The organism is Halostagnicola kamekurae (genome assembly GCF_900116205.1).
GTDB classification, from domain to species: domain Archaea; phylum Halobacteriota; class Halobacteria; order Halobacteriales; family Natrialbaceae; genus Halostagnicola; species Halostagnicola kamekurae.
The window spans coordinates 159,780-183,453 of the sequence record NZ_FOZS01000003.1; the positions used below are offsets into that span (position 1 = coordinate 159,780).

At 62.2% G+C, this 23,674-nt stretch carries 19 protein-coding genes and 1 pseudogene; 4 read left to right on the plus strand and 16 right to left on the minus strand.

Going from position 1 to position 23,674, the window contains the following annotated elements; genetic code table 11:
* Positions 1 to 494: 494 nt before the first annotated feature.
* Positions 495 to 674 carry a hypothetical protein gene (locus BM348_RS14710; protein WP_245779476.1) on the minus strand — a complete coding sequence of 60 codons (180 nt, stop codon included), beginning with the start codon at positions 672 to 674 and terminating at the stop codon, positions 495 to 497.
* Positions 675 to 828: 154 nt separating this feature from the next.
* Here BM348_RS14710 and BM348_RS14715 point away from each other — a divergent pair, with 154 nt between their 5' ends.
* On the plus strand, positions 829 to 1,221 hold the full coding sequence (locus BM348_RS14715; RefSeq protein WP_092905873.1) for a universal stress protein: 393 nt from the start codon (positions 829 to 831) through the stop codon (positions 1,219 to 1,221).
* A gap of 149 nt (positions 1,222 to 1,370) precedes the next feature.
* On the opposite strand, the pseudogene BM348_RS22440 reads toward BM348_RS14715, so the two are convergent.
* From BM348_RS22440 to BM348_RS14755, 8 genes and pseudogenes are all read right to left on the minus strand, one after another.
* A pseudogene (locus tag BM348_RS22440) lies at positions 1,371 to 1,550 on the minus strand (YjiH family protein); the annotation flags it as partial.
* A gap of 640 nt (positions 1,551 to 2,190) precedes the next feature.
* Entirely contained in the window at positions 2,191 to 2,559 is a 369-nt protein-coding gene (locus tag BM348_RS14725; RefSeq protein WP_092905875.1) for a cupin domain-containing protein, read from the minus strand.
* Positions 2,560 to 2,779: 220 nt separating this feature from the next.
* The gene (locus BM348_RS14730; protein WP_092905877.1) at positions 2,780 to 5,869 is read right to left on the minus strand and encodes an FAD-binding and (Fe-S)-binding domain-containing protein; all 3,090 of its coding nucleotides are present in this window, start codon (positions 5,867 to 5,869) and stop codon (positions 2,780 to 2,782) included.
* Positions 5,870 to 5,896: 27 nt separating this feature from the next.
* A complete protein-coding gene (locus tag BM348_RS14735; protein ID WP_092905879.1) occupies positions 5,897 to 6,079 on the minus strand; it encodes a hypothetical protein in 183 nt (60 codons plus the stop codon).
* A 197-nt stretch (positions 6,080 to 6,276) separates the two neighbouring features.
* A complete protein-coding gene (locus tag BM348_RS14740; protein ID WP_092905881.1) occupies positions 6,277 to 7,611 on the minus strand; it encodes a methyl-accepting chemotaxis protein in 1,335 nt (444 codons plus the stop codon).
* 130 nt (positions 7,612 to 7,741) lie between these two features.
* Positions 7,742 to 8,368 (minus strand): MBL fold metallo-hydrolase, encoded by a 627-nt coding sequence (locus BM348_RS14745; protein WP_092905883.1) that lies wholly within the window; start codon positions 8,366 to 8,368, stop codon positions 7,742 to 7,744.
* 53 nt (positions 8,369 to 8,421) lie between these two features.
* Positions 8,422 to 9,972 (minus strand): class I adenylate-forming enzyme family protein, encoded by a 1,551-nt coding sequence (locus BM348_RS14750; protein WP_092905885.1) that lies wholly within the window; start codon positions 9,970 to 9,972, stop codon positions 8,422 to 8,424.
* Between the two features lie 213 nt (positions 9,973 to 10,185).
* Positions 10,186 to 10,953, minus strand: coding sequence for an IclR family transcriptional regulator (locus BM348_RS14755; protein WP_092905888.1), 768 nt, complete (start codon positions 10,951 to 10,953; stop codon positions 10,186 to 10,188).
* Positions 10,954 to 11,303: 350 nt separating this feature from the next.
* Between BM348_RS14755 and BM348_RS14760 the strand changes: the two genes are divergently transcribed.
* The gene (locus tag BM348_RS14760; protein ID WP_092905889.1) at positions 11,304 to 12,686 is read left to right on the plus strand and encodes an acetate--CoA ligase family protein; all 1,383 of its coding nucleotides are present in this window, start codon (positions 11,304 to 11,306) and stop codon (positions 12,684 to 12,686) included.
* The gene (locus BM348_RS14765) at positions 12,679 to 13,389 is read left to right on the plus strand and encodes an acetate--CoA ligase family protein (RefSeq protein ID WP_092905890.1); all 711 of its coding nucleotides are present in this window, start codon (positions 12,679 to 12,681) and stop codon (positions 13,387 to 13,389) included. The genes BM348_RS14760 and BM348_RS14765 overlap by 8 nt, the downstream gene beginning before the upstream one ends.
* A gap of 210 nt (positions 13,390 to 13,599) precedes the next feature.
* Here BM348_RS14765 and BM348_RS14770 read toward each other — a convergent pair whose 3' ends face one another.
* From BM348_RS14770 to BM348_RS14780, 3 genes are all read right to left on the minus strand, one after another.
* A complete protein-coding gene (locus tag BM348_RS14770; RefSeq protein ID WP_092906400.1) occupies positions 13,600 to 14,679 on the minus strand; it encodes a cupin domain-containing protein in 1,080 nt (359 codons plus the stop codon).
* 174 nt (positions 14,680 to 14,853) lie between these two features.
* Positions 14,854 to 15,036 carry a hypothetical protein gene (locus tag BM348_RS14775; RefSeq protein WP_092905892.1) on the minus strand — a complete coding sequence of 61 codons (183 nt, stop codon included), beginning with the start codon at positions 15,034 to 15,036 and terminating at the stop codon, positions 14,854 to 14,856.
* Between the two features lie 135 nt (positions 15,037 to 15,171).
* Positions 15,172 to 16,047, minus strand: a complete 876-nt coding sequence (locus BM348_RS14780) for a fumarylacetoacetate hydrolase family protein (protein ID WP_092905894.1) — start codon at positions 16,045 to 16,047, stop codon at positions 15,172 to 15,174.
* A 692-nt stretch (positions 16,048 to 16,739) separates the two neighbouring features.
* Here BM348_RS14780 and BM348_RS14785 point away from each other — a divergent pair.
* Positions 16,740 to 18,242, plus strand: coding sequence for an aldehyde dehydrogenase family protein (locus tag BM348_RS14785; RefSeq protein ID WP_092905896.1), 1,503 nt, complete (start codon positions 16,740 to 16,742; stop codon positions 18,240 to 18,242).
* A gap of 161 nt (positions 18,243 to 18,403) precedes the next feature.
* On the opposite strand, the gene BM348_RS14790 is transcribed toward BM348_RS14785, so the two are convergent.
* The 4 genes from BM348_RS14790 to BM348_RS14805 form a co-directional block, all read right to left on the minus strand.
* On the minus strand, positions 18,404 to 19,774 hold the full coding sequence (locus BM348_RS14790; protein WP_092905899.1) for a CoA-binding protein: 1,371 nt from the start codon (positions 19,772 to 19,774) through the stop codon (positions 18,404 to 18,406).
* Positions 19,775 to 20,251: 477 nt separating this feature from the next.
* The gene (locus BM348_RS14795; RefSeq protein WP_092905901.1) at positions 20,252 to 21,229 is read right to left on the minus strand and encodes a carbohydrate kinase family protein; all 978 of its coding nucleotides are present in this window, start codon (positions 21,227 to 21,229) and stop codon (positions 20,252 to 20,254) included.
* Positions 21,230 to 21,319: 90 nt separating this feature from the next.
* Complete coding sequence (locus BM348_RS14800) at positions 21,320 to 22,420, minus strand: Gfo/Idh/MocA family protein (RefSeq protein WP_092905903.1); 1,101 nt, start codon at positions 22,418 to 22,420, stop codon at positions 21,320 to 21,322.
* 231 nt (positions 22,421 to 22,651) lie between these two features.
* Positions 22,652 to 23,620 carry a sugar phosphate isomerase/epimerase family protein gene (locus BM348_RS14805; RefSeq protein ID WP_092905905.1) on the minus strand — a complete coding sequence of 323 codons (969 nt, stop codon included), beginning with the start codon at positions 23,618 to 23,620 and terminating at the stop codon, positions 22,652 to 22,654.
* Positions 23,621 to 23,674: the final 54 nt, after the last annotated feature.

Genomic DNA, 23,674 nt, shown 5'->3' on the forward strand with positions numbered 1-23,674 from the left:
GGCTGCTGACTACATCCTCTGTACTGATCAGGTTGGCAGTATAAGCTAGACTATTTCGGTGGAAGATCGCCATTATATTCGACGTCAAGAACTTCGGAACAACCAACGGGAATACTGTTCCACGCGTTCATTACAACCTCGTACCTATCCACCCCTCCGTCCGAATCATCTCCACAGCTGCCTCGCAAAATTCAGGTTTTGCGATGAGGACCTTATCAATCAGATTAAAGAACCGATACGAATTGATACGAAGAAGCATGCTCAGAAGGTTCCTGCTCGAGCGATTGCTCGCCTGCGTCTGACCAATGCGGGTGGGGAACGACAGTGATGCACGACCACGGTGACGAATATTTGTTCGAGCTAACGGGGTTTGAAGTTCGCGTTTGCAGACGTTTATCGTTGGAAGATGGATCGCGGCGTTCAGCCGTTCCCACTGAGTGGTGTTCGCAACCACGACCAAGGAACTCGTATCAACCAGTATCGGATAACGAACCTCACTCGCCATCGCTGCCCGTCAAGCATTCAGACGTGTTTCGTTCCATAGCCGCCTCGAACGACTCTTTCTCCTCTTCGATCCTACCGAGTTTCTCACCGAGAAGGATACGGGCCACGTCCTCACTAATCTTATCGCGGCTGTATCGGCCGTACACCGTGATCGTGTCCTGTTCATCCAATGACTGCCGTCTGGGGAGACTCCGAACGGCGAAACACTACCTCGAGTCGGAAGGCAGCAAAGCATTTAGCACTCCAATATAAAAAAGAGGTAGCGCGACACGACCGAACCCACAGGATAGCCTGATAAACGGACAGACAGAGCAATCCCAACCAATGACAACGATATTACTCAGTATCGACACGGACGTCGAGCGAGCGACGACACAGGCCGAATCGATCACCGAGCTACCGATACGCATAGATGACACCACAATCGTCCTCTACCACGTGTTCCGGACCGACGACGAAGGCGCGGATGCGGGCGATCTCAAGTCCGTCAAGAAGGCCAAGCAGGTCCTCGAGGATGCGGGATTCGACGTCCAAATCGACCAGTCGAGTGGGGATGCCGTTCGAAACATCCTGACCAAGGCCGACGAGATCGACGCCGGCATCATTAGCCTCGCCGGACGGAAGCGATCGCCAACCGGGAAGGCCCTCTTCGGGAGCGTTACGCAAAACGTCGTCCTGAAATCGGATCGAACGGTGTTGCTCGAGACGACAGAGTAGCCGAACCGATCTCGTTTTCCGAAAGCGCTCCGACGCCTTGAGAGAACAAAGCGGCGAGTCGCTTCTGCGGAAATTGTGACAGTAGCGCGTCTCGAGTAGGCCACTCGAGCGAGGTCAATGACCACTGGTCGAAACCCCTCTGGTAACTCCTATATCAAACCGACCGCCGCTGACGCGTGGACGAGCACCGCAGAAACGACAACGAGAAGAGCAGTTCGAAGAACCAGAAGCACGAAGAGATCACGGAACCGCATCGGAATATCGTCGAACATGTCGACCATCGGGGCCGACGCTGCGAAGAAGATCGCCTGTCCGCTCGTAACGACGACGAACACTTCGTGAGGAGACTCGCTTCGACCACGAACCGACTTGTCTTCGGGATCCGCTCGAGACCCCGAGACGTGCTCGTCGTCCTCCCAAACTGAACTGCCGAACATAGTTCGACAAGAACACCCATGTGATATAAAAAAAGGGGCCACATATTAGGGCGATTTTACGAGGTACGTTGAAAGAAGACCCGTCCGTTCATCAGGAAACCGATTCAAAACGACCGAATCGGCCGTTTGTAGCTAGTCCTGATCGTCATCAGCGAACTCGAAGCACAGCGAGGGAAGGGGACGGCCGTCACGAGTAGAGTATTCGTCGTGGAATTCTCCGAACAGCAGCGACACTGCAGGAGTACCGAAATGGCCGTCCATGTCTCACCACGAGAAACGCGTAGTGCAGGAGTATTCGATGGCACGATAGCCCTATCGAACCAGAGCGAGAAGATCTCGATACTCTCTGCGAGGAGAACTAACAGGCCCGATATAGAATCCAAAAGAAGAGTGAATTTGATTTATACATACATGAACACCAGCGATTCGTGGTCTAAACCACGAACCAAGTACGCATTCGTGAGTTTACGTACATACCGGTGTAACATGTTTCACTGAAACAACCTGTTCCGTCGCGTGAACGATATCGTCCTTATCCCTCGTACGAGTGGGCGTCGTCTACCGCCGGCGCTCCGAGCGCCAGCACCTCGAGATCGCTCGCAGCGGATTCGGGGTTGAACGCTCGATGGGGGCTCCCCGGTTCGGCGACGAACGCGGTCCCGGATTCGACCGCGAACTCCTCCTCGGGCGTTTCGACGTGGAGCGTTCCCTCGAGCACGTAAAATACCTCCTCTTGCTCGTCGTGGTAGTGATAGGAAAGCGGCAGTTGCTGGCCGGGAGCCGCCGTATAGACGCGGAGGGCGACGTTCTCGAGTCCGGCGGCGTCGGAGAGCGAGCGGGCGTCGACTGGGCGGTCTGTGAGGGGTTCGACTCCGTCGGGATCGACGATCTGGTACGCCATACGCTACCGAGGTATGTGTTGAAAGTTAACGATTGCGTTCACCGGCGGCGTGTACGGCACTCTCCCCGCCCAGCCCGACCGGGAGTACGATCGATCGCCGATGATTTCGAATGGTCGATACCTCACGGTTGCTCGTCACAAGAGGGGTGAACCGCACGATTACGCACCCGTCCGGGAGGCGTATCTGTGCGTCTGGCAGTGCGTCACCTCGAGCAGTACGTCACCGATCGATCGCGTGGGCGAGGAGTTCGATCGGCGTCGGCGGCGTACTTCCCTCGAGTTCGGACCCAGCGAGCGAACTGCTCGCGGGAACGGGATCGAGGTCGCTGTCGTCGAGTTGGGTTCGACAGGACGTTCCGGGCGCGGTGACGACCGCCGCGTCGCTCGCGTCGATCTGCTCGAGGAGGATATCGGCGATCGAAGTGCTCATCGAGTAGTGTTCGGACTCGTACCCGAACGTCCCGGCCATTCCACAGCAGCCCGAATCGAGCGGATCGACGTCGTACCCGGCCCGGCGAAGCGCGCCGACCGCGTGGTGGTCTTTCTTGACCGCCTTCTGGTGGCAGTGGCCGTGATAGGCGAGCGAGTCGGCCGGTGCGTCCCAGTCGACGTGGTCGTCGAGGCGGAACTGGTCGACGTACTCGCAGATGCCGTAGGAGTTGGCGGCGACCGACGAAACCCGATCGCCCGACAGCAGATCGAGCGCGTCGGACTGGAACATCACCGCGTCCGAGGGCTCGACGAGGACGACGTCCCAGCCGTCGCGAACGCGAGGCGCGAGTTCGGCGACGTTCTTCTCCATCGCGTCGCGGGCGATATCGATGAACCCCTTCGAGAGCGGCGGTCGGCCGCTGCCGGTTCGATCGGCGAGTTCGACGCGAACGCCCGCCGCCTCGAGAACGGTGACGGCCGCCTTCCCGACCTCTGGATGGACGTAGTTGGTGTAGGTGTCGACGAAGAAGACAGCTTTGCGAGTCGCGTTCGCCGCCGGGACCTGCGGGCCGCCGCGGGCGTCGAACCAGTCCTGTACCGTCTCCCGCTGGAACGTGGGAAGCGAGCGCTCTCGAGCGATCCCAACCGTCTTTTCGGCAAGCAGTTGCGATCCCGGGATCGACTGGGCGAGATTCGAAACCGGCGCAAACTTGCTTCCGAGCGCGGCGAGCGAATCGAAGTTCGCGAACAGTTTGTCCCGCAGCCCCGCGCCCTGTTCCTGGTGGCGCGCGTGCATGACTTCGGTTTTGAGTTTGGCCATGTCGACCTCGCTCGGGCAGTCTCGAGCGCAGCCCTTACAGCCGATACACAGGTCGAGCACTTCCTCGGCGAACTCGTCGTCCGTGGGGTCGTCCGGGAGGTCACCGCTCATCGCCTGACGCAGGAGGTTCGCGCGGCCGCGGGTCGCCGTGATCTCCTCGTCTGCGGCGCGATATGTCGGACACATCACGCCGCCGGTAGTGTCCTGACTGCCGCGACAGCCCCCGCAGCCGTGACAGAGTTCGACCATGCCCTGCATCCCGTTTTCGTTCTCCCAGTTCAGCGAGGGCTCGAGACCGGCGTCGTAGGTGTAATCCTCGTCGTAGCGAAGGTGCTCGGTCATGTCGTGGTCGCCACAGACGTTGCCCGGATTGAGCAGCCAGTCGGGGTCGAAAGCGGTCTTCAGGTCGCGAAACGACTGCCAGAGTTCGTCCCCGTAGAGTTTGTGGTTCCACTGGGTGCGCGCGCGACCGTCGCCGTGTTCGCCCGAGACGCTGCCGCCGAACTCGACGACCATGTCCGTGACCTCGTCGGCGATGGCGCGCATATCCTCGCGGTCTCGATCCGCCTTCGTGTTCACGAGCGGGCGAACGTGCAGGACTCCCGGCCCTGCGTGGGCGTAGAAGGCCGCGTCGTCGTCGCGATCCTTCTCGGCCAGCAGCGCCTGGAACCGCTCGACGAACTCGGGCAGGTGTTCGGGCGGCACCGCACAGTCTTCGATGAAGCTGATGTGTTTCTCGTCGGAGGTCCGCGAGAGCAGGATCGGGAGGCCGGCTTTCCGGAGCGTCCAGAACATCTTTCGCTTCCCCTTCTCGTGGGCCTCGAGCCCCTCGAACGCGATGTTATCGTCCGTTCGCGGCCGGTCCGACGGCGGCGCGTTCGCGGCCTCGTCGGCCCCCTTTGGCACTCGATCGGCGAGCAGACCGGCAGTCTGATCGCGTCCGTCATCGTCGTCGTCGGCGTAGAACTCGACGAGCAACGCGGCCTCGGCGTCGGCGGGGACGAGCGAGGCCGCCTCCTCGAACTCGGCGGTGTTGCGAGCCAGGCCGAGCAACACGTCGTCGATCAGTTCGACCGCGGCCGGCTCGTGCTCGAGGACGTACTGGACGTCCGTCACGGCCTCGAGGACGCTCTCGTAGAACAGCAGCGAAACGGACTTGGTCTCGGGGACGGGCTCGAGAGACACCGTCGCCGCCGTGACGACGGCGAGCGTTCCCTCGCTCCCCGCGAGGAGGCGCGCGAGATTGACGGTTCCCGTCTCGGCTTCCTCGACGAGTACGTCGTAGTTGTAACCGGAGACGTTACGCTTCAGATCGGGGAACCGGTCGCGAACGGTCTCCGCCTGATCGTCCAGAATCGTCGTAATCTGTGCGTACACCCGCTCGAGAAGGTCGCCGTCGGGATCGGCCTCGCGACGGATCTCGTCGACCGACGTTTCGCCGAGCGTCGTCACGGTCCCGTCCGCGAAGACGGCTTCGCACTCCTCGATGTACGCGTCGGTCTTCCCGTAGACGAGCGAGTGAGCGCCGGTGGAGTTGTTGCCGATCGCCCCGCCGATGGCGCTCCGGTTCCCGGCCGCCGGGTCGGGGGCGAACTTCAGGTCGTGTGGCGCGAGCGTCTCGTTGAGATCCTCGAGGACCGTCCCAGCCTGGACGCGTGCGCGTTCGTCTTCGGGCGACACGGACAGAATACCGTCCATGTGTCGCGTGAAATCGAGCACGACGGCCTCGTTGACCGCCTGACCGGCGAGGCTCGTGCCGCCGCCGCGGGGAAGCACCGGAATCTCCCGCGACGCGCAGTAGGAGACGACCGTCGCGACGTCGTCCGTCGTGGCCGGGAAGACGACGCCGATCGGGGTCTGCTCGTACGCGCTGGCGTCGGTCGCGTAGAGGTTGCGCGTGTAGGTATCGAATCGGACGTCACCGTCGATGCGTCCACGGATGTCCGAGACGAGACCGGGACGTTCCACGTCGGCCGAAACGTGCTCGTAGGACGCTCTGGAATCGGTCGATGGGGTAGCTGTGCCGTCGTCGAGTGTGGTGTTGGGGCTCGTAGTCATCGATTGTAGATGGACGATCGGTGGGGATTAGGAAGCCGTAAACGGACGACCTCGAGCGGGTGAGTCCGTTCGAACGGTCTCACCGACGACGATCGAGGCCGGTCGATTCGGACGAACGCCGTCTCCGAGACGAGAGACACCGTTCGTCGACGGGTACCGGTCCGTGAACTCATCGAGGGCCCGGACAATCCCGTTGCTGCGATTTCGCATTCGTGGAAAACGAGACAGTAAAGGCACTTAAGCGTTGTTCTCGGCACTCGATGGTGACAGGAAGACGACGTGGAGACGACAGCGGAGACAGGATAAGAGTGGGCCAGACGATACCGGCGATAAGAGCGGCCGGGGAGAAAACAACGGCGACCGACGCGATCCGACACGAATCCTCGAGGACCAAATCGGCGACGGGATTACGAGAGTTCCGACTCGAGTTCCCGAACGTCGTCACGGATCTCGCGCACCTTGGCGGCTTGCTGTTCGTTGGTGTCGGCGAGGGTTTCGATTTCGTCGGCGACGGCTTCGATCTGCTCGACGGAGGTGCCGAGCATCGTGGCGACTTCCTCGGCGGTGGCGGCCTGGTCGTCGGTGGCGTCGGCGATCTGTTCGATCCCGGTGTTCGACTCCTCGACCGCGTCCAAGATGTCCGATTGTTTTTCGTCGACGGCTCTGGCTCGCTCGATGGCGACGTCGACTCGATCGATCGTCGTCTCGACGCTCTCGATCGTTTCGGTGGTGTTCTCGCGGACGTCGTCGACGATCTCCTCGATCGTTCCGACCTCCTCTTTGGACTGGTCGGCGAGCTCTTTGACCTCGTCGGCGACGACCGCGAAGCCCTCTGCGCCGGCATCGACCTGGGCGGCTTGAATGTTGGCGTTGACCGCCAGCAGATTAGTTTCGTCGGCGATCTGGTCGATCACGTCGACTACCTTGTCGATCTCTTTCATCCGCTTCTCGAGTTCGCGGCTGCTCTTCGAGAGCGTGTCCGTCGCGCCGCGAACGTCGTCGATCATCGTCACGATTTCGCTCGTCGCCTCCTTCGACTCCTCGGCGAGTTCGGCGGCGAGTTCGCTCTGGCTGCTGACCTCTTCGGCGCTGGCGGAGATCTCCTCGACGGTCGCCGAGAGCGCCTCCATCTCGTTGCGCACGTCGACGAGGTTCTCGACCTGTTCTTCGGCCAATTCGTCGACTTCCTCGGTCGTCTCCGCGTTCGTCTCGGCGGCCGACAACAGGTCGCCGACCGCGCCTTCGACGGTCTCGCTGATCGCGGTCTGGACGCGTTCTAACTCTTTTCGCTGTTCGACGAGATCGGTGACGATCGAGACGTACTCGAACGCACCGACCGACTCGCCCTCGGGCGAGCGCAGGGGCGTCCCAGCCGCGCGAATGTGCCAGTTGTCGCCGTCACTCTCGCCGGAGCGGATCTGGTCTTCCTTGATCGCGTTCCCGGTCCGCGCGATCTCTTCGGCCAGCGTTTCCTCGACGCCGTCGGTACCAATCACGTTCATCGCCTCGTTTCCGATCGCGTCGTCTTTCGAGATGCCCGTCATCTCGACGTGGGCATCGTTCCAGTGTGTGATCGTTCCGTCGTCGTCGACCACCACGACCGGTTCGGGGAACTCGTCGACTAAATCGTCGAACAGTCCCCGCCAGAAGTCCCGCTGTTGACGCAGTTTCGCCGCGTCGGGATCGTCACCGTTCGTTTCGGCGTCTTCGAACGGTTGAAGCAACAGGTTCCCATCAATCATTTGGAGAGTACTAGTCAAACGAGTACCAAATAACTACTGGCCGGAGGAGGTCGAATAAAAACGATCTACCATGTATATTCGAGCGGAAGGGCTTCAAAACACGATTCGATCCGGCCGAAAGGGCGGTCGATTACTCGGGTTTGCCGACGAAATCGACGAACGACGAGAGTTTCGCTGCCCCACCGGAGCGCACCGACGACCCGTGATACACCAGTCCGGTCTCGAACTCGTACTCGAGCAGGCGCTCTAGGTTTTCATCGGCCTCGAGCAGATCCTCGGAGTAGAACCCGGTCGGGAGGACGAAGTAACCCGCCGGGAGCCCTCTAGCGTCCGAGCCGAACACCGCGTCCCCGAGAACGGCGACACCGCGGTCCTCGTCGATCAGAGCGTGGTTGTCCGGCGTGTGACCGGGAACGTGGACAGCGGTAAACGGGCCGATTGCGTCCTCGTCACCGTATCGCCGGTCGACGAGCGAATCGTCGACGGCCGTCCGGTCCGGTACCCACGTTTCGACGTCGTACCGGTCTCGAACGGCCTCGAGACCGCCAATGTGGTCGCCGTCGCCGTGTGTGATGACGACGCGTTCCGGATCGAGTCCGATCTCCTCGAGACCGTCGAACAGCACCTCCGCGGTGTCGGCCAGTCCGGTGTCGACGAGGGTCGGAACGTCGACGTCGAAGAGAAACGCGCGGTACCGGCCGTTACCGCCGTCGTGGAGCGTGACGTCGTAGACGTTCGGGGCGATTTCGTCGTACATACGTGGTACTGCTTGCCCAGGAGAATACTAATACTTATGTCCGAATACTTGCACTACTCGATCTCGAAGAACTCCCGCGAGACCGTCTCGCGCTCGATCGTTCCCGTATCGGTTCGGGGCAGTCGTTCGCTCGTCAGGACGTACTCGCGTGGTCGCTTGAAGTTCGCCAGTCGATCGTGATCCCGGCAGAACTCATCGAGGTCGTCCTCGCTCACGGCGGTTTCGGCTCCGACGCAGGCGACGCAGGCGACCCGCTCACCCCAGTGGTCGTCCGGAGCACCGATCACGACCGCCTCCTCGATGGCGTCGTACCCCTCGAGGATCTCCTCGACTTCCTCGGGATAGATGTTCTCGCCGCCGCTGACGATCATGTTGTCGGCGCGGCCGACGATGTGGAGGTTGCCGTCGGAGTCGACCTCCGCGATGTCGCCGGTCCGAAGCCAGTCACCCACGAAGAGCTGTTCGGTCGCCTCGGGGCGGCCGAGATAGCCGTCGGTCGCGCCCTTGCCTCGAGCGAGTACCTCGCCGGTTCCACCCCGTCCGACCGTCGCGTCGGGATCGAGGGAAGCGGCCGTCTCGGCGGGTTCGACGACCCGGAGCTCCCACATGAACGACTCGTTGCCGATCGTTCCGGGGTGATCGGTCTGGAGCGACGGCGGCGCGTAGGCCAGGTTCGGTCCGCCTTCGGTCAGCCCGTACGTGTTGTAGACGTTCGGCGTGAGGTGAGTCGAGACGTCGTCGACGAGCGATTCTGTGACGATCGACCCGCCGGTGCGGATATACGAGAGGGTCTCGACCGCGTACTCGTTCGCCCGCTGGGCCTCGACGAAGGAGCGAAGCTGCGTCGGGACCGCCAGCAGTCCAGTCGCGTCGTGGGTTTCGATGAGCTCGAGGGCGTCGTCGGGATCGAAATGCGTCTGAATCACCATCGTCGCGCCGGCCTGAATGTGCGGGAGCATCCACGCGTCGCAGGTCACCATGTGATACCACGGCGACGTGACGAGCGCGACGTCCGACTCGTCGATCCCCATCTCCATGACGACCTGCGTGCTCCCGAGCCACATCGACTCCTGGTCGTGTAAGACCGCCTTCGGCGTGCTCGTCGTCCCGCTGGTGTAGAAGACGCCGTGTTCGAAGGCAGGATCCGGCTCGAGGGCCTCGCTCGAGGCGTTCTCGACGATCGCCTCGTAGGATTCGACCGCCTCGTGGTCGACCTCCGCATCGCCCCGATGAATCGCGGCGTCGAAATCCGTCCGATCGAGTACCCCAAGCGCTTTCTCGACGTTCGAATCGTCGAAGAGAAGCGCGGAGGCGCCGGTCGGCTCGAGCATCGAGACGATTCCCCCCTGACTCTCCCGGAACGGCAACTGCACGTTGGCGACACCGCGTTTGTGACTCGCCAGCATCGCCTCGAGCGGGAGCACCCCGTTGCACGAAAGGGTCGCGATCCGTGCGCCCCCAACGCGTTCCTCGAGGGCGTTCGCCAGTCGCGTGGTTCGACGATCGAGTTCTCCGTACGTTTCGCTCCACCCTTCGTCGGTGATAACCGCCGTTTTCCCCGAATAACACCGAACTGTTCTGGAAAATGCCTCGATAAAGTTCATCGTGTGACCAAGGTACGTAATACCACTTTCTATCTATATTAATAATTTTCGTCCGCCGACGGGACATCGATCGATCGACAGTGCCGCCGGTAATCGACCAACAGTGCCGCCGGTGATCGCCCGACTATGCGAACGGGTCGGAGGTGGGAGAGCGAAACCGGATAGAACCGAACCCAAGGAGGAGAGAAACCGGATAGAATCAAATCCGAGGGATCAATCGTACGCGAGTCGGAGTTCGACGTCGTTGACCGCCTCCAGTAGCGGGTCTCGAAGCTGCGTGGCGCAGTACTCCTCGGTCAACCGACTCGCCGCACCCGCGATCGTGAGAGCACCGATGGGACGCCCCTCGAGAATAATCGGTGCCGCCATCGCGTGGACGCCCGTAAAGTCCTCTCGCTTGTTCCAGGCGATGCCGGTCTCCCTGACCTCCTCGAGGGCCGCCTCGAGTTCCTCGCGGTCGGTAATCGTGTTCTCGGTGTGGCTCGGGAGGTCGCGCTCGACGATGAGATCGTGGACGGTGTCGTCGGGCAGGTGCGCCAGGATCGCTTTCCCGCCGGACGTGGAGTGGAGGTGTTTCCACTGGCCGACCACCGAGTGGCTGTTGAAGGTGTTGTTGTTGACCGAGCCGTAGAGAAACATGACCCGGTCGTTCTCGCGGACGACCAGCCAGACCGCTTCCGCGGTCTCTTCGGCGAGCATGTCGATGCGATCCCTGGCGGCGTGGAACACGTCGTACTGGTTTCGAACGTCGATCCCGTCGCTGAAGAACTGCAGTCCCGCCCGGTAGATCCCGTCTTCGTTGACGACGTAGCCGCGTCGTTCGAGCGCGGTGAGATGTTTGTGGACCGTGCTCTTTGCGAGGTCGAGTTCGCGGGCGATTTCGGTGACACCCGCACGCCCTCTATCCTTGATAGTTTCGACGATAGCGAACAGCGTTGCATCCGATTTGACCGATTGGCTGTTTGAACCCCCTGTTGTCATTGATGAACGGTTGCTTGGGGAGTCTAATTAAGGTTGGTCATACACTGGGAAGCGACCGACAGCTACTCCGTTCAGAGCACGGGGTGACCCGAAAGGCGACCGCACGCGGGGCGTGTCACGTTCTACTCACTTCGGGTCCCAACGACTATCGAGCGCGTTTCGGGAGCGAAGAGCGATCCGACGGACACAGGTACTCGAGTAGCTGATCGGTCGTCCGGCAAACAGTGATGTGGCGGTTATTTGACTGGTAGGCTACTCGAGGCGATAACGACGGTGTCAGACAACGAGAGGGGTCTGCGAACGTCAGATCTAATGAAAAACACTATGCTACAGAGTATACAAGTCAGTTCATGGCTCTCGATAGTTTATTCGATCCCAATGGGATCGCCGTCGTCGGTGCCTCCGCGACGGAGGGCAAGATCGGTTACGAAGCGATGCGAAACGCCGTCGAGTACGACGGACCGGTGTATCCAGTCAATCCCTCGAGTTCCGGTACCGTGTTCGATCGCGAGTTCGTCCCGTCGGTCACGGAGATCGACGGCGACGTCGATCTCGTCCTGTCCTGCGTCCCGGGCCCGGTCGTCCCGGAGGTCATCGAGGAGTGTGGCGAGGCGGGGATCGGCGCGGCGGTGATTTTCTCCGGCGGGTTCGCGGAGGCCGGCGAGGACGGCGAGCGACTCCAGAACCGACTCGTCGAAGCGGCGGCGGAGAGTGACGTGCACCTGCTCGGCCCGAACACGAGCGGGTTCTTGCGGCCGGGATCGAACCTCCGCGCGACGTTCGCCACGGGGACCGAGGACGTTCCAGCCGGAAACGTTGCGATCATCGCCCAGAGCGGCGGGATCGCGTTCGCGACCGCGTTCCGGGCGGAGAACGACGGCCGGGGCGTCTCGGCGATGGTCGGGCTCGGGAACGCCGCGAACGTCGGCTTTCGGGAGGCCGTCGAGCACTTCGACGGGGACGAGGAGACCGACGCCATCGCGTTACACGTCGAGGGGACCGACGACGCTCGAGGGTTGCTCGAGACCTGCCGGTCGGCGTCGACGCCCGTCGTCACCTACAACGTGGGCGAACAGGACGTCGGCGACTTCGCCGAGTCCCACACCGGCTCGCTCACGGGCGATCACAAACTCTACGAGGCGGGGTTCGCACAGTACGGCGTTCCCACAGTGCGGTCGGTCGGCGAGCTCGTCGACGCCGGAATCGCGCTGGCGGATTGTCCGCGACCGTCGGGACCGAACGTCGGCGTCGTGACGGCCCAGGCGGGGCCGGGTATCGCGATCACGGACCGATTGAAAGCCGCGGGGGCGACCCTTCCCTCCCTGTCCGAGGAGACGCAGGCAGTCGTCGAGGACGTCCTTCCGGGAATCACCTTCTCGGAAAATCCAGTCGACACGGGCCGCCCGATGCCCGAGTTCGGCGAGGTCGTCGAGGCGGTCGCGCGCGACGAGAACGTCGATATCGTGCTGGTCTACGAGCTGTTCGAGGCCGGGCTCGGATTCCCGACCGACACGCTCGAGGGGCTCCCGGAGGCGACCGGGAAACCGATCGTCTTCGCGACGGGCGGATCGCGACGCGCGCTCGAGCCGGAGCTCGAGACTATGAACGCCTGTGGAATTCCGACCTACACAACGCCTGAACGGGGCGCAGATGCGGTCGCGGCGCTGGTTCGGTACGCGAAGCGTAATTCGAGGCCAGCGGCGAGCGCAAGCGAGGTGAGCGACGATGAGTGATCCGCTCGAGACGGCGACGAAAGCGGGACGAACGGCGCTCACCGAATCCGAGGCGAAAGCGGTGCTTTCAGCTCGTGGAATTGCCGTTCCGGACGGCGAGACCGCTCAAACGCCGGCGGAGGCGGTGGATGCCGCGGGTCGACTCGGCTACCCCGTCGTCGTCAAGATCGAATCGCCGAGCGTCCAACACAAGAGCGACTGGGGCGGCGGTATCGGTGTCGCCCTCGGACTCGAGGACGGGGACGCCGTCGAAGCGGCTGCCGCCGAAATACTCGAGACGGCCGAGGAGCGGGGGATAGAGGCGGCAGTCAGAGTCGAGTCCGCACTCGAGGTCGACGGCGGCATCGAGGTCATCGTCGGCGGAACCCGCGACCCGTCGTTCGGACCCACCGTCCTGGTCGGACTCGGGGGCGTCGCCGTCGAAGTCCTGGAGGATACGAGCCACCGACTCGCGCCGGTGACGACCGAGGAGGCGCTGGCGATGACGCGCGAGCTCGAGGCCTCGCCACTGCTTGACGGCTACCGCGGCGAACCGGCAATCGATCGGGACGCGGTCGCCGACGCGATACAGACTGTCGGCGAGTTCCTCGTCGACGAACCTTCTGTTTCGGAGGTCGAGGTGAACCCGCTGCTGGCGCGCGGCGACGACGCGCTCGCGCTCGACGCGCTGGTAACTCTGACGCCGGACGCCCGGAGCGAGTAGGGGTCGCGGAGACGGCGCTTCAGCGGTGGGAATCGCTCGAGGGCCGGCTTGCTGTGCGAAGTGGCGTCGAAAACATGGCCGAGCGACGGGTAGCGAACCTCGAGCGACGGATAACAAGTGCCGAGTGACGGATAGCACGTACCGAGCGGCGGGTATCGAACACTGGGCGGTGGATAGAATAGCAAGTGCCGAACGGCGAACGCAGGCTGTTCAGGCCTCGGCTTCGGTGTAGAAGTTGAACGCTTCGTACACCGGTCGATCCGACATGCCGAGCAGGATCGCTTCGTCGTCTGGTTCGTGGTGGTGTTTGGTTCCCGGCGGAACGACGAAGATGTCGCGTTCACTCCACTCGAGGGCCTCGCCGTCAACGTGGGTCGCACCCTCTCCTTCGATGACGAAGAAGACCTCGGTCGCGTTGTGGAAGTGGGCGTCCGTCGGCCCCTCGTTGAGCAGTTGCGAGCGGAACGACATCGTCGGGAACAGCGGCGGCGATCCGGAGTTGGGGTTGACGTACGCCATGCTGTAGCCGTCGTAGGGGTCGGGCGTATCGTTGTCGGCCCGCTGGCGCAGCGTTTCGTGGGTTTCGCGCCACTTGAACCGATACGGGGGCGTCGGGTCGGCGGTCCCCTCGAACGGACCCGGAATGGAGTCGTCTTTCGCCGCTTCGGTGGGACGGGCCCGACCGTACTGCGAATCCCAGTACCCCTGCGTCTTGGTGACCGGCTGTCGGTCGAGTTCGTGGTTTTCGAAGACGTTCCTGGCGTTCAACGAGTCGAGAATCAGCGGCAGATCGAGCACGTCGAGCCACGTCGCGGTTTCGTCGGAGTCGTTGACGTGATCGTGCCACTCCCACTGCGGCGTCGTGATCAGGTCGTTGTCGTGCATCGGGAACTCCTCACCCGCGACGACCGTCTTCATCTCCTCGTGGCCGTCGATCGTAAACCGCAACGCGTTCGCACCGTGTCGGTGTGCAGGTGCGGTTTCGCCCGGTGAAACCGTCTGGACGCCGACGTAGATCGTGTTCGAAATCGCGTTTTCCATCCCGGTGTTGATCGGGACCGTCACGCGTCGCTGAAAGCCCGGCGGCAGGTCGTCGATCGGAATGTCGTCCTCGATGTTGTCGATTGCGGTCTGGATGTCCTCCCACTTCCAGATATCCGGCTCGAGGTCGTCGTAGACGTTGCCCATCGTATCCTCGACCTCCCAGAGCGGCCGAAGGTTCTGTTCCTCGAGATGGCTCCGGGTGCTGGAGCTCAGCTCTACCTGTTCGTCGGGCTCTTGCTGTGCCATACTAGCGTGTTGCACAAGTATCACCATAAGTGTGTTGGAGAGCCGAACGAAAGCGAACGCGACGCCGTTAGACCGTTTGACGCCGTCGACGGTCGTCCCCGAGAACACAGTTTCCGCGGTCGGCACTGTGCTACACGAGCGAGCGACGACAAGCGGAATGGCCACCGATCCGCATCAGGGGTCGGCGGCCACCTGATCGTCGAAGACCTCCTGCGTTGGGAAGACCTCGCGACAGTCTTCACACACCATCTGCCGTTGGATCGCGTATTCCCAGAGCTTGCCGCCGCAGTTCAGACAATCGAAGTGCGCTTCGACGAACGGGTCGTTTTCGGCGTAGGGGTTCTCGAACTCTGCCATAGCTAACAGTGACGGAACCAATCCATAAGAGCATTGCCCATCGAAGTATCGCGAACCGGAGCGACCGAAAACGGATCGAAAAACGATTTGGAGACTGCTCGAAAACCGCTGGAAGACCGCTCGTTTCGTCCTCGATTACTGGCCGCCCTTCTCGACGTTGACGTCGGCGAAACGAGCGTCGCGTTCGGTCACGTCGACGGTCATCGAGCCGACGTTCTCGATTTCGGCGTCGATCGTGTCGCCGTCGGCGAGCGAGCTGACACCCTCCGGGGTTCCAGTCGTGATGACGTCGCCGGCCGAGATGGTCGCGCCGAGGGAGGCGTATTCGACGACGTCCGCGCACGTGTAGACCATATCGTTAGTGTTGTCGTCCTGGCGGGTCTCGCCGTTGAGTTGGAGTTCCATATCGAGGTTCTGCGGTTCGCCGACCTCGTCCGGCGTCGCGACGCACGGGCCGATGATGGTGAACGTGTCGTAGGACTTCCGGTTCGAGCGGTCCTGATCGCCGCGAACGGAGATGTCGAGCAGGATCGTGTATCCGAAGATGTTGTCCCACGCCTCGTCGGCGTCGACGTCTTTCACGTCCGAACCCATGATGAACGCGAGTTCGATCTCGTGGTCGACCCGCCGATCCGAGAACGGCAGTTCAATTCCGTCGTCGGGGCCGGCGATGCTCGAGGGCGCTTTGAGGAAGTAGCCCTTGTCTTCGATCGAGAACCACTCGTCGGTGGTGATGTCCTTGTCGCTGATCGCCTCCTCGATGTGGTTTTCGTAGTTCAGCGGGGCGGCGATGACTTTCTTCGGGTGTTCGACCGGCGATTCGACGTGGACGTCCTCGACGGAGTGATCCGCGTCCTCGTCTGCGTACTGGCTCGCGTCGTAGTCGCCCTCGATGTATTCGATCAGCGGGTCCTCGGACTCGAGGCCGAGGCGGTCTGTCAGATCGACGATGCCCGTCTGGTCGTCAGTGAGTACTCCGAGTCGGTCGCTATCGTATCGGACGAAGTGCATACCTACATCAACCGTAGGCGGCGTTATAAAACATCTCATTTGTGGACGCGAGACCAGAACAACCCCAGTAGCGGTGGACTCGACCGGCGGTGTACTGTCGGTGTCGGCAGTTACCCGATCGAAGAACATCGCCCGAGGCCGTTCTCTGGCAAGAAACGTAGGTTGTGGGATAGTCCCGCATACATTACATGCGTAAGACTGTAACGGAAGGTGAACTAGCGGAGGAATGTCGGGTTCTGGTCGATCTCCGCAGGGGCGAACTCTGGTTCGCTATTGGCGAACTGCCGAGACGGAGTCGGCATCGACAGTGGCGGCGAGTATCGAAAACGTGTGCCACCATGACACCTCCGAACGATTCGACGTGTGACTACAGAACCGAAAGACGAGAAGTCCATTCCTGGCCAGATCTATTTGATTCGGTTGTTACAAACGTTCGTTTGTATAGCTTGTAATATAGTAGACAGCACGAAGCCGAGTGGACTCGAGTTATCGACGATATAATAGGTGAGAGAGGTGCGATACGATGGAAGAAGTAGTTCCATGCCGAACGAGTAGCGCAATTCCGACGGTAATCTTACAACGGATTCGAGACGCGAGGAGGCTCCCAGAACCCCACGCCCGCTTGCAAATAGAGAGCAACACTCATGACTGGTACCCCAAAGTTTGATTACCTTCTCGACAAATTATACCGTATGGCTCAACAGAGTCAACCAGCGTACGACGTTGCGGGGGACTGGGAGAAACTCTACATAGACGGGGAGTGGACGACCGCTGCGAGCGGGGAGACGCTCACCGTTGAGGACCCGTCGACGCGCGAGGCGATCGCGGAAGTGCCGCGAGGATCGTCCGCCGACGTCGACGCGGCCTACGAAGCCGCTGCCGACGCACAGGACGAATGGGCGGCGACGCCGCCCGCCGAACGAGAGGAACTCGTCCAGAATCTCCTCGAGGCGCTCGAGGACCACAACGACGAAATTATCGAACTACTGAGCAAGGAGGCCGGCGGGTCCGCCGTCATGGGTGGCACGTCCGCCCACCTCGCCGAGGATCAGGTAGGCGAGGCGGCGACGCTGCCCCGGCGGATGAAAGGCGAGCACGCTCACTCGAACATTCCGGGCAAGGAGAACGTCGTCGAGCGCGAGCCCAAGGGCGTCGTGACGGTGATTTCGCCGTGGAACTTCCCGCTGAACCTCTCGATGCGAGCGGTCGCGCCGGCCGTCGCCGCGGGCAACACCGTCGTCCTCAAGCCCTCGACCAACACGCCGATCGTCGGCGGACTGCTCTTCGGTCGACTGTTCGAGGAGGCCGGCTTCCCAGACGGCGTGCTCAACGTGGTCACCGGACGCGGCTCGGAGATCGGTGACGACGTGGCGAGCCACCCCGAAAGCGACGTGGTCGCGTTCACGGGATCGACACCAGTTGGACGGGGCGTCGCGGCGGCCGCGGGCGAGAACCTCGCGGTCGCGGCGATGGAACTCGGCGGCAACAACGCCCACATCGTCACCGACGAGGCCGACCTCGATATGGCGATCGACGCCGCAACGTTCGGCAGTTTCGTCCACCAGGGCCAGGTCTGCATCTCGATCAACCGCCACCTCGTCCACGAGGACGTCTACGACGAGTACGTCGAGCGCCTCACCGAGCGGGCCGAATCGCTCCCCGTCGGCTCGGCCCACGATCCCGATACGATCGTCGGCCCGATCATCGACGAGTCCCAGCGCGAGGAGATGCTCGAGTACGTCGAAGAAACCATCGACGCGGGCGCGACCCTCGAGACGGGCGGCGAAACGGTCGAACTCGACGGCGTCGACGACAGTCTCGTCGTCGCGCCGACGGTGCTCTCTGACGTGACCAACGACATGTCCGCCGCCTGCTTCGAACACTTCGGCCCGATCGCCCCCGTGATCCCGTTCTCGGACGTCGACGAGGCGATCGAGCTGGCTAACAGCACGGAGTACGGCCTCTCGGGGTCGGTCCACGCCGGCGACGTCGGCACCGGCATGGAGATCGCCCAGCGACTGGAAACCGGCATGGTCCACGTCAACGACCAGCCGATCAACGACGAAGCACACGTCCCCTTCAGCGGCACGGGCGCGTCAGGAATGGGCGGGTACAACACCGACGACTTCCTCGGCGAAGTCACCGAGAAAAAGTGGATCTCTCTCCAGCACGAACCTCGAGAGTACCCCTTCTAACGACCGGATCCGACTTTTCTTGGTTTCCAGCCGGATAGCGTCCGTTTTCCCCCGATGCGTAACAGACCAAGTATTACTGAAGAACGTCGATAGATTCACAGCAATCCGATGCAGTTCTCGAGCAGACGCGATTGCAACCCTGTGTGTTCCGGATACTAGGGCTACTGGGAAGACGTAACTGATAGATCCGACTCCTCCCGTTCCTCCGAAATCGAGTCGACGAGCGCGGCGACGGCATCCGCGCCGCGTTGTGGCGACTGGAACGTCGGCACGCCGATGTCTTCCATCGCTCGGCGCTCTTCCTCGAGCGCGTGGTTCGGACCGGCGATAGTGAAAAGCACCGGTTTGTCGATGTCGTCGGTCAGCGACTCGAGTTCCTCGACGGGGTAGCCAAGCGAGTCCTCGTAAATCTCGTAGACGATGACGATGTCGACGTTCTCGTCGCGCGCGACCGCCTCGACGACCTCGCCGAACTCGGGCATCGGACGACCCGTGTCGACTGGGTTCTCGGTGTAGGTGATCCCCTGCAGGAGGTCGTCGACGGTCTCCTGTGTCGCGTCGGTGAGGTCAGGGAACTCGATACCCTCCTGTTTGAGCGCGTCGGCGACGATGATGCCGGGTCCCGCCTGAGCCGTCACGACGCCGACGTTCTGGCCGTCGGGAACCGGCGAGTCCGCGAGTGCGCGACTCGCGTCGATGAGTTCCGTCAGCGACGAGACCATCGTCACGCCGCGAGTCGAAAGCGCTCGTTCGTACGTTTCGTTATCGTGATCGGGCGCGGCCGTGTGAGACTGGACGAACTCACCCACGTCCGATTCGCCGACCTTGAACGCGACGATGGGCGTTTCGGCGTTCTCGCAGGCCTCGAGGAAGCCCTCGAAGTCCTCGGTGCCTTCGATGTGGAGCGCGATAGCGTCGGTGTTCGGATCCGCGTCGAGTTCGGGGATCAGTTCCGCGAAGCCGGTGTTCGCGCGGTTTCCGAGCCCGAACATCGCGGAGACGCCGTAGCCTTCACGCTCGAGTTGGAACGAGGCCGTGACGCCGACGCCGCCGCTCTGGGCAAGAATGCCGACGTTTCCGGACTCAACCTCCCGGATTCGGGGGACGAACGAGCCGTAGAGATCGAGATCGGGAAGAATGTATCCGGCCGTGTTCGGTCCCAGAAGGGTGATATCGTATTCATCCGCGAGGTCGGTGATCGTCCGCTCTAGCTGTTCGCCGTCGGCGTCGACCTCGGCGAACCCGCCCGCGAAGATGACCGCCGCGCCGATCCCCGCCTCGCCACACTCCTCGATGACCTCGGGCAGCACCGGACCCGGCACGCAACACAGCGCCAGGTCGGCCTCGACGTCGTGTACCGAGTCAACGAACTCGTAGCCGTAGACGGTGCCGGAACTCGAGGGGTTGACCGGATAGACGTCGCCGTCGTAGGATTCGATGTTCGTCATGGCGTCGTTGCCGAGCTTGCCGGGCGTTTTCGATGCGCCGATGACGGCGATGCCGTCGGGGTCGAAGAGATGGGAGAGGGACATACCCGTGTATTATCGAACAATGTAATATGCATTTGGATATCGCCGCTCAATGGGAAACTATGCGTGGTATTGTATTCCAAAATCTCTTTTTTGATACTAGTTTCGTTCGAGAAACAGATAGCGTTTCGATACGATTCTCACGGCTCCGGAAGGGATGGTTGATAGTTCTTTATATCCACAACACTAAATAGCATAGTATATTATAATCACGTATGAAAGTGACTACTAGAGATTATATGTCGATTCTTATCAAATAATATCTCTGAATCAGGCTCGAATATCGTATATTATTGGATTGATGTGATTAAAGGTTGAGTAGGAAGCCAGTTTCGGTTGAATCAATCGATATAGCGGTTATCAAACAGCGAAATAGATATTTGGAACGGTTTTAATATTGTTTCTTGATTGCAATACTAGGATCAATGCTCAAGTCTGGACGATTCCTGATACCGCCCCGCATTTCCATTCAGACCAGTATCACGAAATCTCGAGCGAGGACGATTCGCCGACGATCGATTCGACGGCCTCGAGACCCGGCAGCGCCGTCATCGCGCCCCTCGCCGTCGTCGTCGTGGCCGCGACGGCGTTGGCGAACGCGAGCGTCTCCCCGAGCCCCCGCCCGTCGTTCAATCCGGCGATCGCACCGGCAACGAACGCGTCGCCGGCACCGGTCGTGTCGACCACATCGACGTCATATCCGGGATGGCTCGCCGTCCCCGACCACGGCGCGTCGGCGGCGCCAGCGGCGATTCCGACGGCACCGTCGCCTCCCTTCGTAAGCAAGACCGTGTGCGGACCAGCATCGAGCGCGTCGCGGGCAAGCGCGTTCGCGGACGATCCCGCGAAGCCGAGTCGCTCGAGTTCGTCCCGAGTCGCCTTGAGCACGTCGACGTGAGAAAGCGCGGTGTGCGTGACGTGTCTGAACGTCTCGCCGTCCGGCCACAGTTCGGGTCTCGCGTTCGGGTCGAACGAGACGGTACAGCCGGCATCGGCCGCTCGCGCGAGCAGATCGAACATTGCGTCTCGAGCCGTGCCACTCGAGAGCGCGACGCCGCCGACGTGGACCCAGTCGACCGACTCGAGCGTCGAATCGGCCACGGTTCCCGACTCGAATCGCGTGTCCGCGGTGTTCTCCCGGTGGAACGAGAAGGATCGATCGCCGATCTCGTCGTGCGTGACGAACGCGAGGGTCGTCTTCGCGTCCGGGTCCCGCTCGATCAGGTCGTGCGAGATCCCGTACGCGTCGAGCGTCGAGGCGAGGTAGTCGCCGAACGGGTCTCGAGCGAGTCGGGTCCAGAAGAGCGGGGAAACTCCCAGACGGGACAGTCCGACGGCGACGTTCGCGGGCGCACCGCCCGGTCTGCGCTCGAACCCCTCGACGTCCGTCAGCGGGCCGGGCCGCTCGGGGAGAAAGTCGATGAGCGTCTCACCGGCGACGACCACTTCGGGTGCCATGGGGGAAGTTCTCGTGGCGGCGAGAAATGCATTTCGGACGGTTTCGGAGGGACTTCGAGCCGATCTGCGACCGAAAATCGGACGCCTTCCTTACTCGAGATCGACCCACTCGCCGCGCTCGTCGCTGTCTTGGATGGCCGCGAGCACGCGCTGGGCCGACAGTCCGTCTTCGAAACTGGGCTCGTACTCCCCGCCCGCCTCGACCGCCGAGAGGAACTCGTAGTTCTCGTGGACGAAGGTGTGTTCCCAGCCGAGGACGTGGCCCGGCGGCCACCAGTGCTCGAGGTACGGGTCGTCCTCGTCGGTCACGAGCACCGTCTCGTAGCCGCGATTACCCTCGAGACAGACCTCGAGTTCATTCAGGCGCTCGAGCGAGAAGCGCAGACTCCCCGCCGAACCCTCGATTTCGATGGTGTGATCGTTCTTGTGCCCGGTCGCGTAGCGAGTCGCCTCGAGCGTTCCCATCACGCCGCCCTCGAACTCGGCCTGTGCGGAGTAGGCGTCGTCGACGGTGACGGGACGAGTTTCGTCCGATCCCTCGACGGGGCGCTCGTCGACGAACGTGCGGAGGTGGCCGCTCAGGCGAGTGATGTCGCCGACGAGGAACTGGAGCAGGTCGACGGTGTGAGCACCAAGGTCGCCGAGCGCGCCCGAACCGGCCATCTCCTCGTCGTTTCGCCAGGACCACGGCGCGTCGGGGTCGACGAGCCAATCCTGCAGATAGCGGCCTCGAACGTGGCGTATCTCGCCGAGTTCGCCGGCCTCGATCAGTTCGTTGGCGTACTGGATCGCGGGGACGAACCGGTAGTTGAAGGCACAGCCCGCGGGAACGTCCGCGTCTCGGGCGGCCTCGGCCATCGACTCGGCCCCCTCGAGGGTCGGCGCGAGCGGTTTTTCACAGAAGACGGCCGTGCCGGCCTCGAGGGCCGCGATCGAGGGCTCGGGGTGGACGTGGTTCGGCCCGAGGTTGTAGAAGGCGTCGACCTCGTCGACGACCTCCCGCCAGTCGGTCGAAATCTCTTCGAACCCGAGCTGGTCGGCCGCGTCGGACAGCGCCGCTTCGTCGCGACCGACGAGGACGCTTCGTTCGATATCCGGTGCGTCGGGGAAAAACATCGGGAGGCGCGCCAGCGCGTTCGCGTGTGCTTTGCCCATGAACCGATAGCCGAGAACGCCGACCTCGAGTGTCATATCTCGGTATTAACAACAGGCGCAATTAATGTTTTCCCCGCACTGGCAATGCCGAAAGTGCCAGATACACCATCGGGGTAGCCAGTTCGGATAGCCAGCTACGCTGTCGAACGCCGCCATGCGCTGTCGGGACGCTCAAATACGCTGTCAGGACCCCAAATACGCGGTCTGTGACGCGGCCGCGGTCGACCCGAACGGGGAGAGCGACTTCGTTTTCCGGCCAGACACTCGTTACTCGGCCCAGTAGGCTTCACCGGGCTGTTCTCTGAAGACCGCGCGCTCGAGAAACGAGATCGCTTTCTCGAGTCCCTCCCGGGAACTCGTCAGCGAGTCCTCGTGTTCGATGCTCATCGTGCCGTCGTAGCCGACCATCCGAAGCGTCGAGACGATGTCCTTCCAGTGTGTCTCGTCGTGGCCGTAGCCGACCGACCGGAAGAGCCACGATCTGTTCTCCTCGTCGTCGTAGGGCGTCGTATCGAGGACCCCTTTCTCGCGGGCCTGTTGCTCGTAGATCCGCGTGTCTTTCGCGTGAACGTGATGGATGGCGTCCCGATCCCCGAGGTACCGGATCGCGTCCGCGATCTCGATCCCTTGCCAGTAGAGATGGGAGGGATCGAAGTTCGCACCGATCCGGTCGTTCGTCGCCTCGCGGAGTCTGAGCATCCCGTGGGGTTCGTACACCAGCATGTTCGGGTGCATCTCGATGGCCACGTCGACGCCGTGATCGTCCGCGAATTCGGCGAGGTCGCGCCAGTACTCGATGGCGACCTCCCACTGGTACTCGTGGGCGTCGGCGTGCTCGGACGGCCACGGCGCCGTGATCCAGTTGGGCACCTCGTCGTCCGGCCCCCCGGCGGGAAGTCCGGAGAAACCGGTGACGGCGTCGACGTCCAGCTGCGAGGCGAGCCGGATCGCTTCGCGAAGTTCCGTATCGGCCCGGTCCCCTGTTTCCTCGTCTGGATGGAGCGGATTGTTGTGGACCGCGAGCGCGCTGATCTCCATGTCGTAGCTCTCGAGCAGTTCCCGTACCGCCGACTGCCGATCGTCGTCGTCGAGGTGGGCGGACCGGTCAAGGTGGTGGTCGCCGGGATACCCCCCGACGCCGGGTTCGATCGCGTCGACGCCGAGGTCGGAGAGATACGCCAGCGCATCCTCGAGCGACTCGTCTGCCAGCGGCGGTGTGTGGACGCCAATTTGCATACACGTCGGCAGTCGCGGGCCGCGAAAATAAATGGTGGTGTTCGTTACCACGAG

Coding starts and splice junctions, on each gene's coding strand:
- BM348_RS14715 (WP_092905873.1), top strand. CDS start 829: ATGACAACGATATTACTCAGTATCGACACGGACGTCGAGCGAGCGACG.
- BM348_RS14725 (WP_092905875.1), bottom strand. CDS start 2,559: ATGGCGTACCAGATCGTCGATCCCGACGGAGTCGAACCCCTCACAGAC.
- BM348_RS14730 (WP_092905877.1), bottom strand. CDS start 5,869: ATGACTACGAGCCCCAACACCACACTCGACGACGGCACAGCTACCCCA.
- BM348_RS14735 (WP_092905879.1), bottom strand. CDS start 6,079: ATGCGAAATCGCAGCAACGGGATTGTCCGGGCCCTCGATGAGTTCACG.
- BM348_RS14740 (WP_092905881.1), bottom strand. CDS start 7,611: ATGATTGATGGGAACCTGTTGCTTCAACCGTTCGAAGACGCCGAAACG.
- BM348_RS14745 (WP_092905883.1), bottom strand. CDS start 8,368: ATGTACGACGAAATCGCCCCGAACGTCTACGACGTCACGCTCCACGAC.
- BM348_RS14750 (WP_092905885.1), bottom strand. CDS start 9,972: ATGAACTTTATCGAGGCATTTTCCAGAACAGTTCGGTGTTATTCGGGG.
- BM348_RS14755 (WP_092905888.1), bottom strand. CDS start 10,953: ATGACAACAGGGGGTTCAAACAGCCAATCGGTCAAATCGGATGCAACG.
- BM348_RS14760 (WP_092905889.1), top strand. CDS start 11,304: ATGGCTCTCGATAGTTTATTCGATCCCAATGGGATCGCCGTCGTCGGT.
- BM348_RS14765 (WP_092905890.1), top strand. CDS start 12,679: ATGAGTGATCCGCTCGAGACGGCGACGAAAGCGGGACGAACGGCGCTC.
- BM348_RS14770 (WP_092906400.1), bottom strand. CDS start 14,679: ATGGCACAGCAAGAGCCCGACGAACAGGTAGAGCTGAGCTCCAGCACC.
- BM348_RS14775 (WP_092905892.1), bottom strand. CDS start 15,036: ATGGCAGAGTTCGAGAACCCCTACGCCGAAAACGACCCGTTCGTCGAA.
- BM348_RS14780 (WP_092905894.1), bottom strand. CDS start 16,047: ATGCACTTCGTCCGATACGATAGCGACCGACTCGGAGTACTCACTGAC.
- BM348_RS14785 (WP_092905896.1), top strand. CDS start 16,740: ATGGCTCAACAGAGTCAACCAGCGTACGACGTTGCGGGGGACTGGGAG.
- BM348_RS14790 (WP_092905899.1), bottom strand. CDS start 19,774: ATGTCCCTCTCCCATCTCTTCGACCCCGACGGCATCGCCGTCATCGGC.
- BM348_RS14795 (WP_092905901.1), bottom strand. CDS start 21,229: ATGGCACCCGAAGTGGTCGTCGCCGGTGAGACGCTCATCGACTTTCTC.
- BM348_RS14800 (WP_092905903.1), bottom strand. CDS start 22,420: ATGACACTCGAGGTCGGCGTTCTCGGCTATCGGTTCATGGGCAAAGCA.
- BM348_RS14805 (WP_092905905.1), bottom strand. CDS start 23,620: ATGCAAATTGGCGTCCACACACCGCCGCTGGCAGACGAGTCGCTCGAG.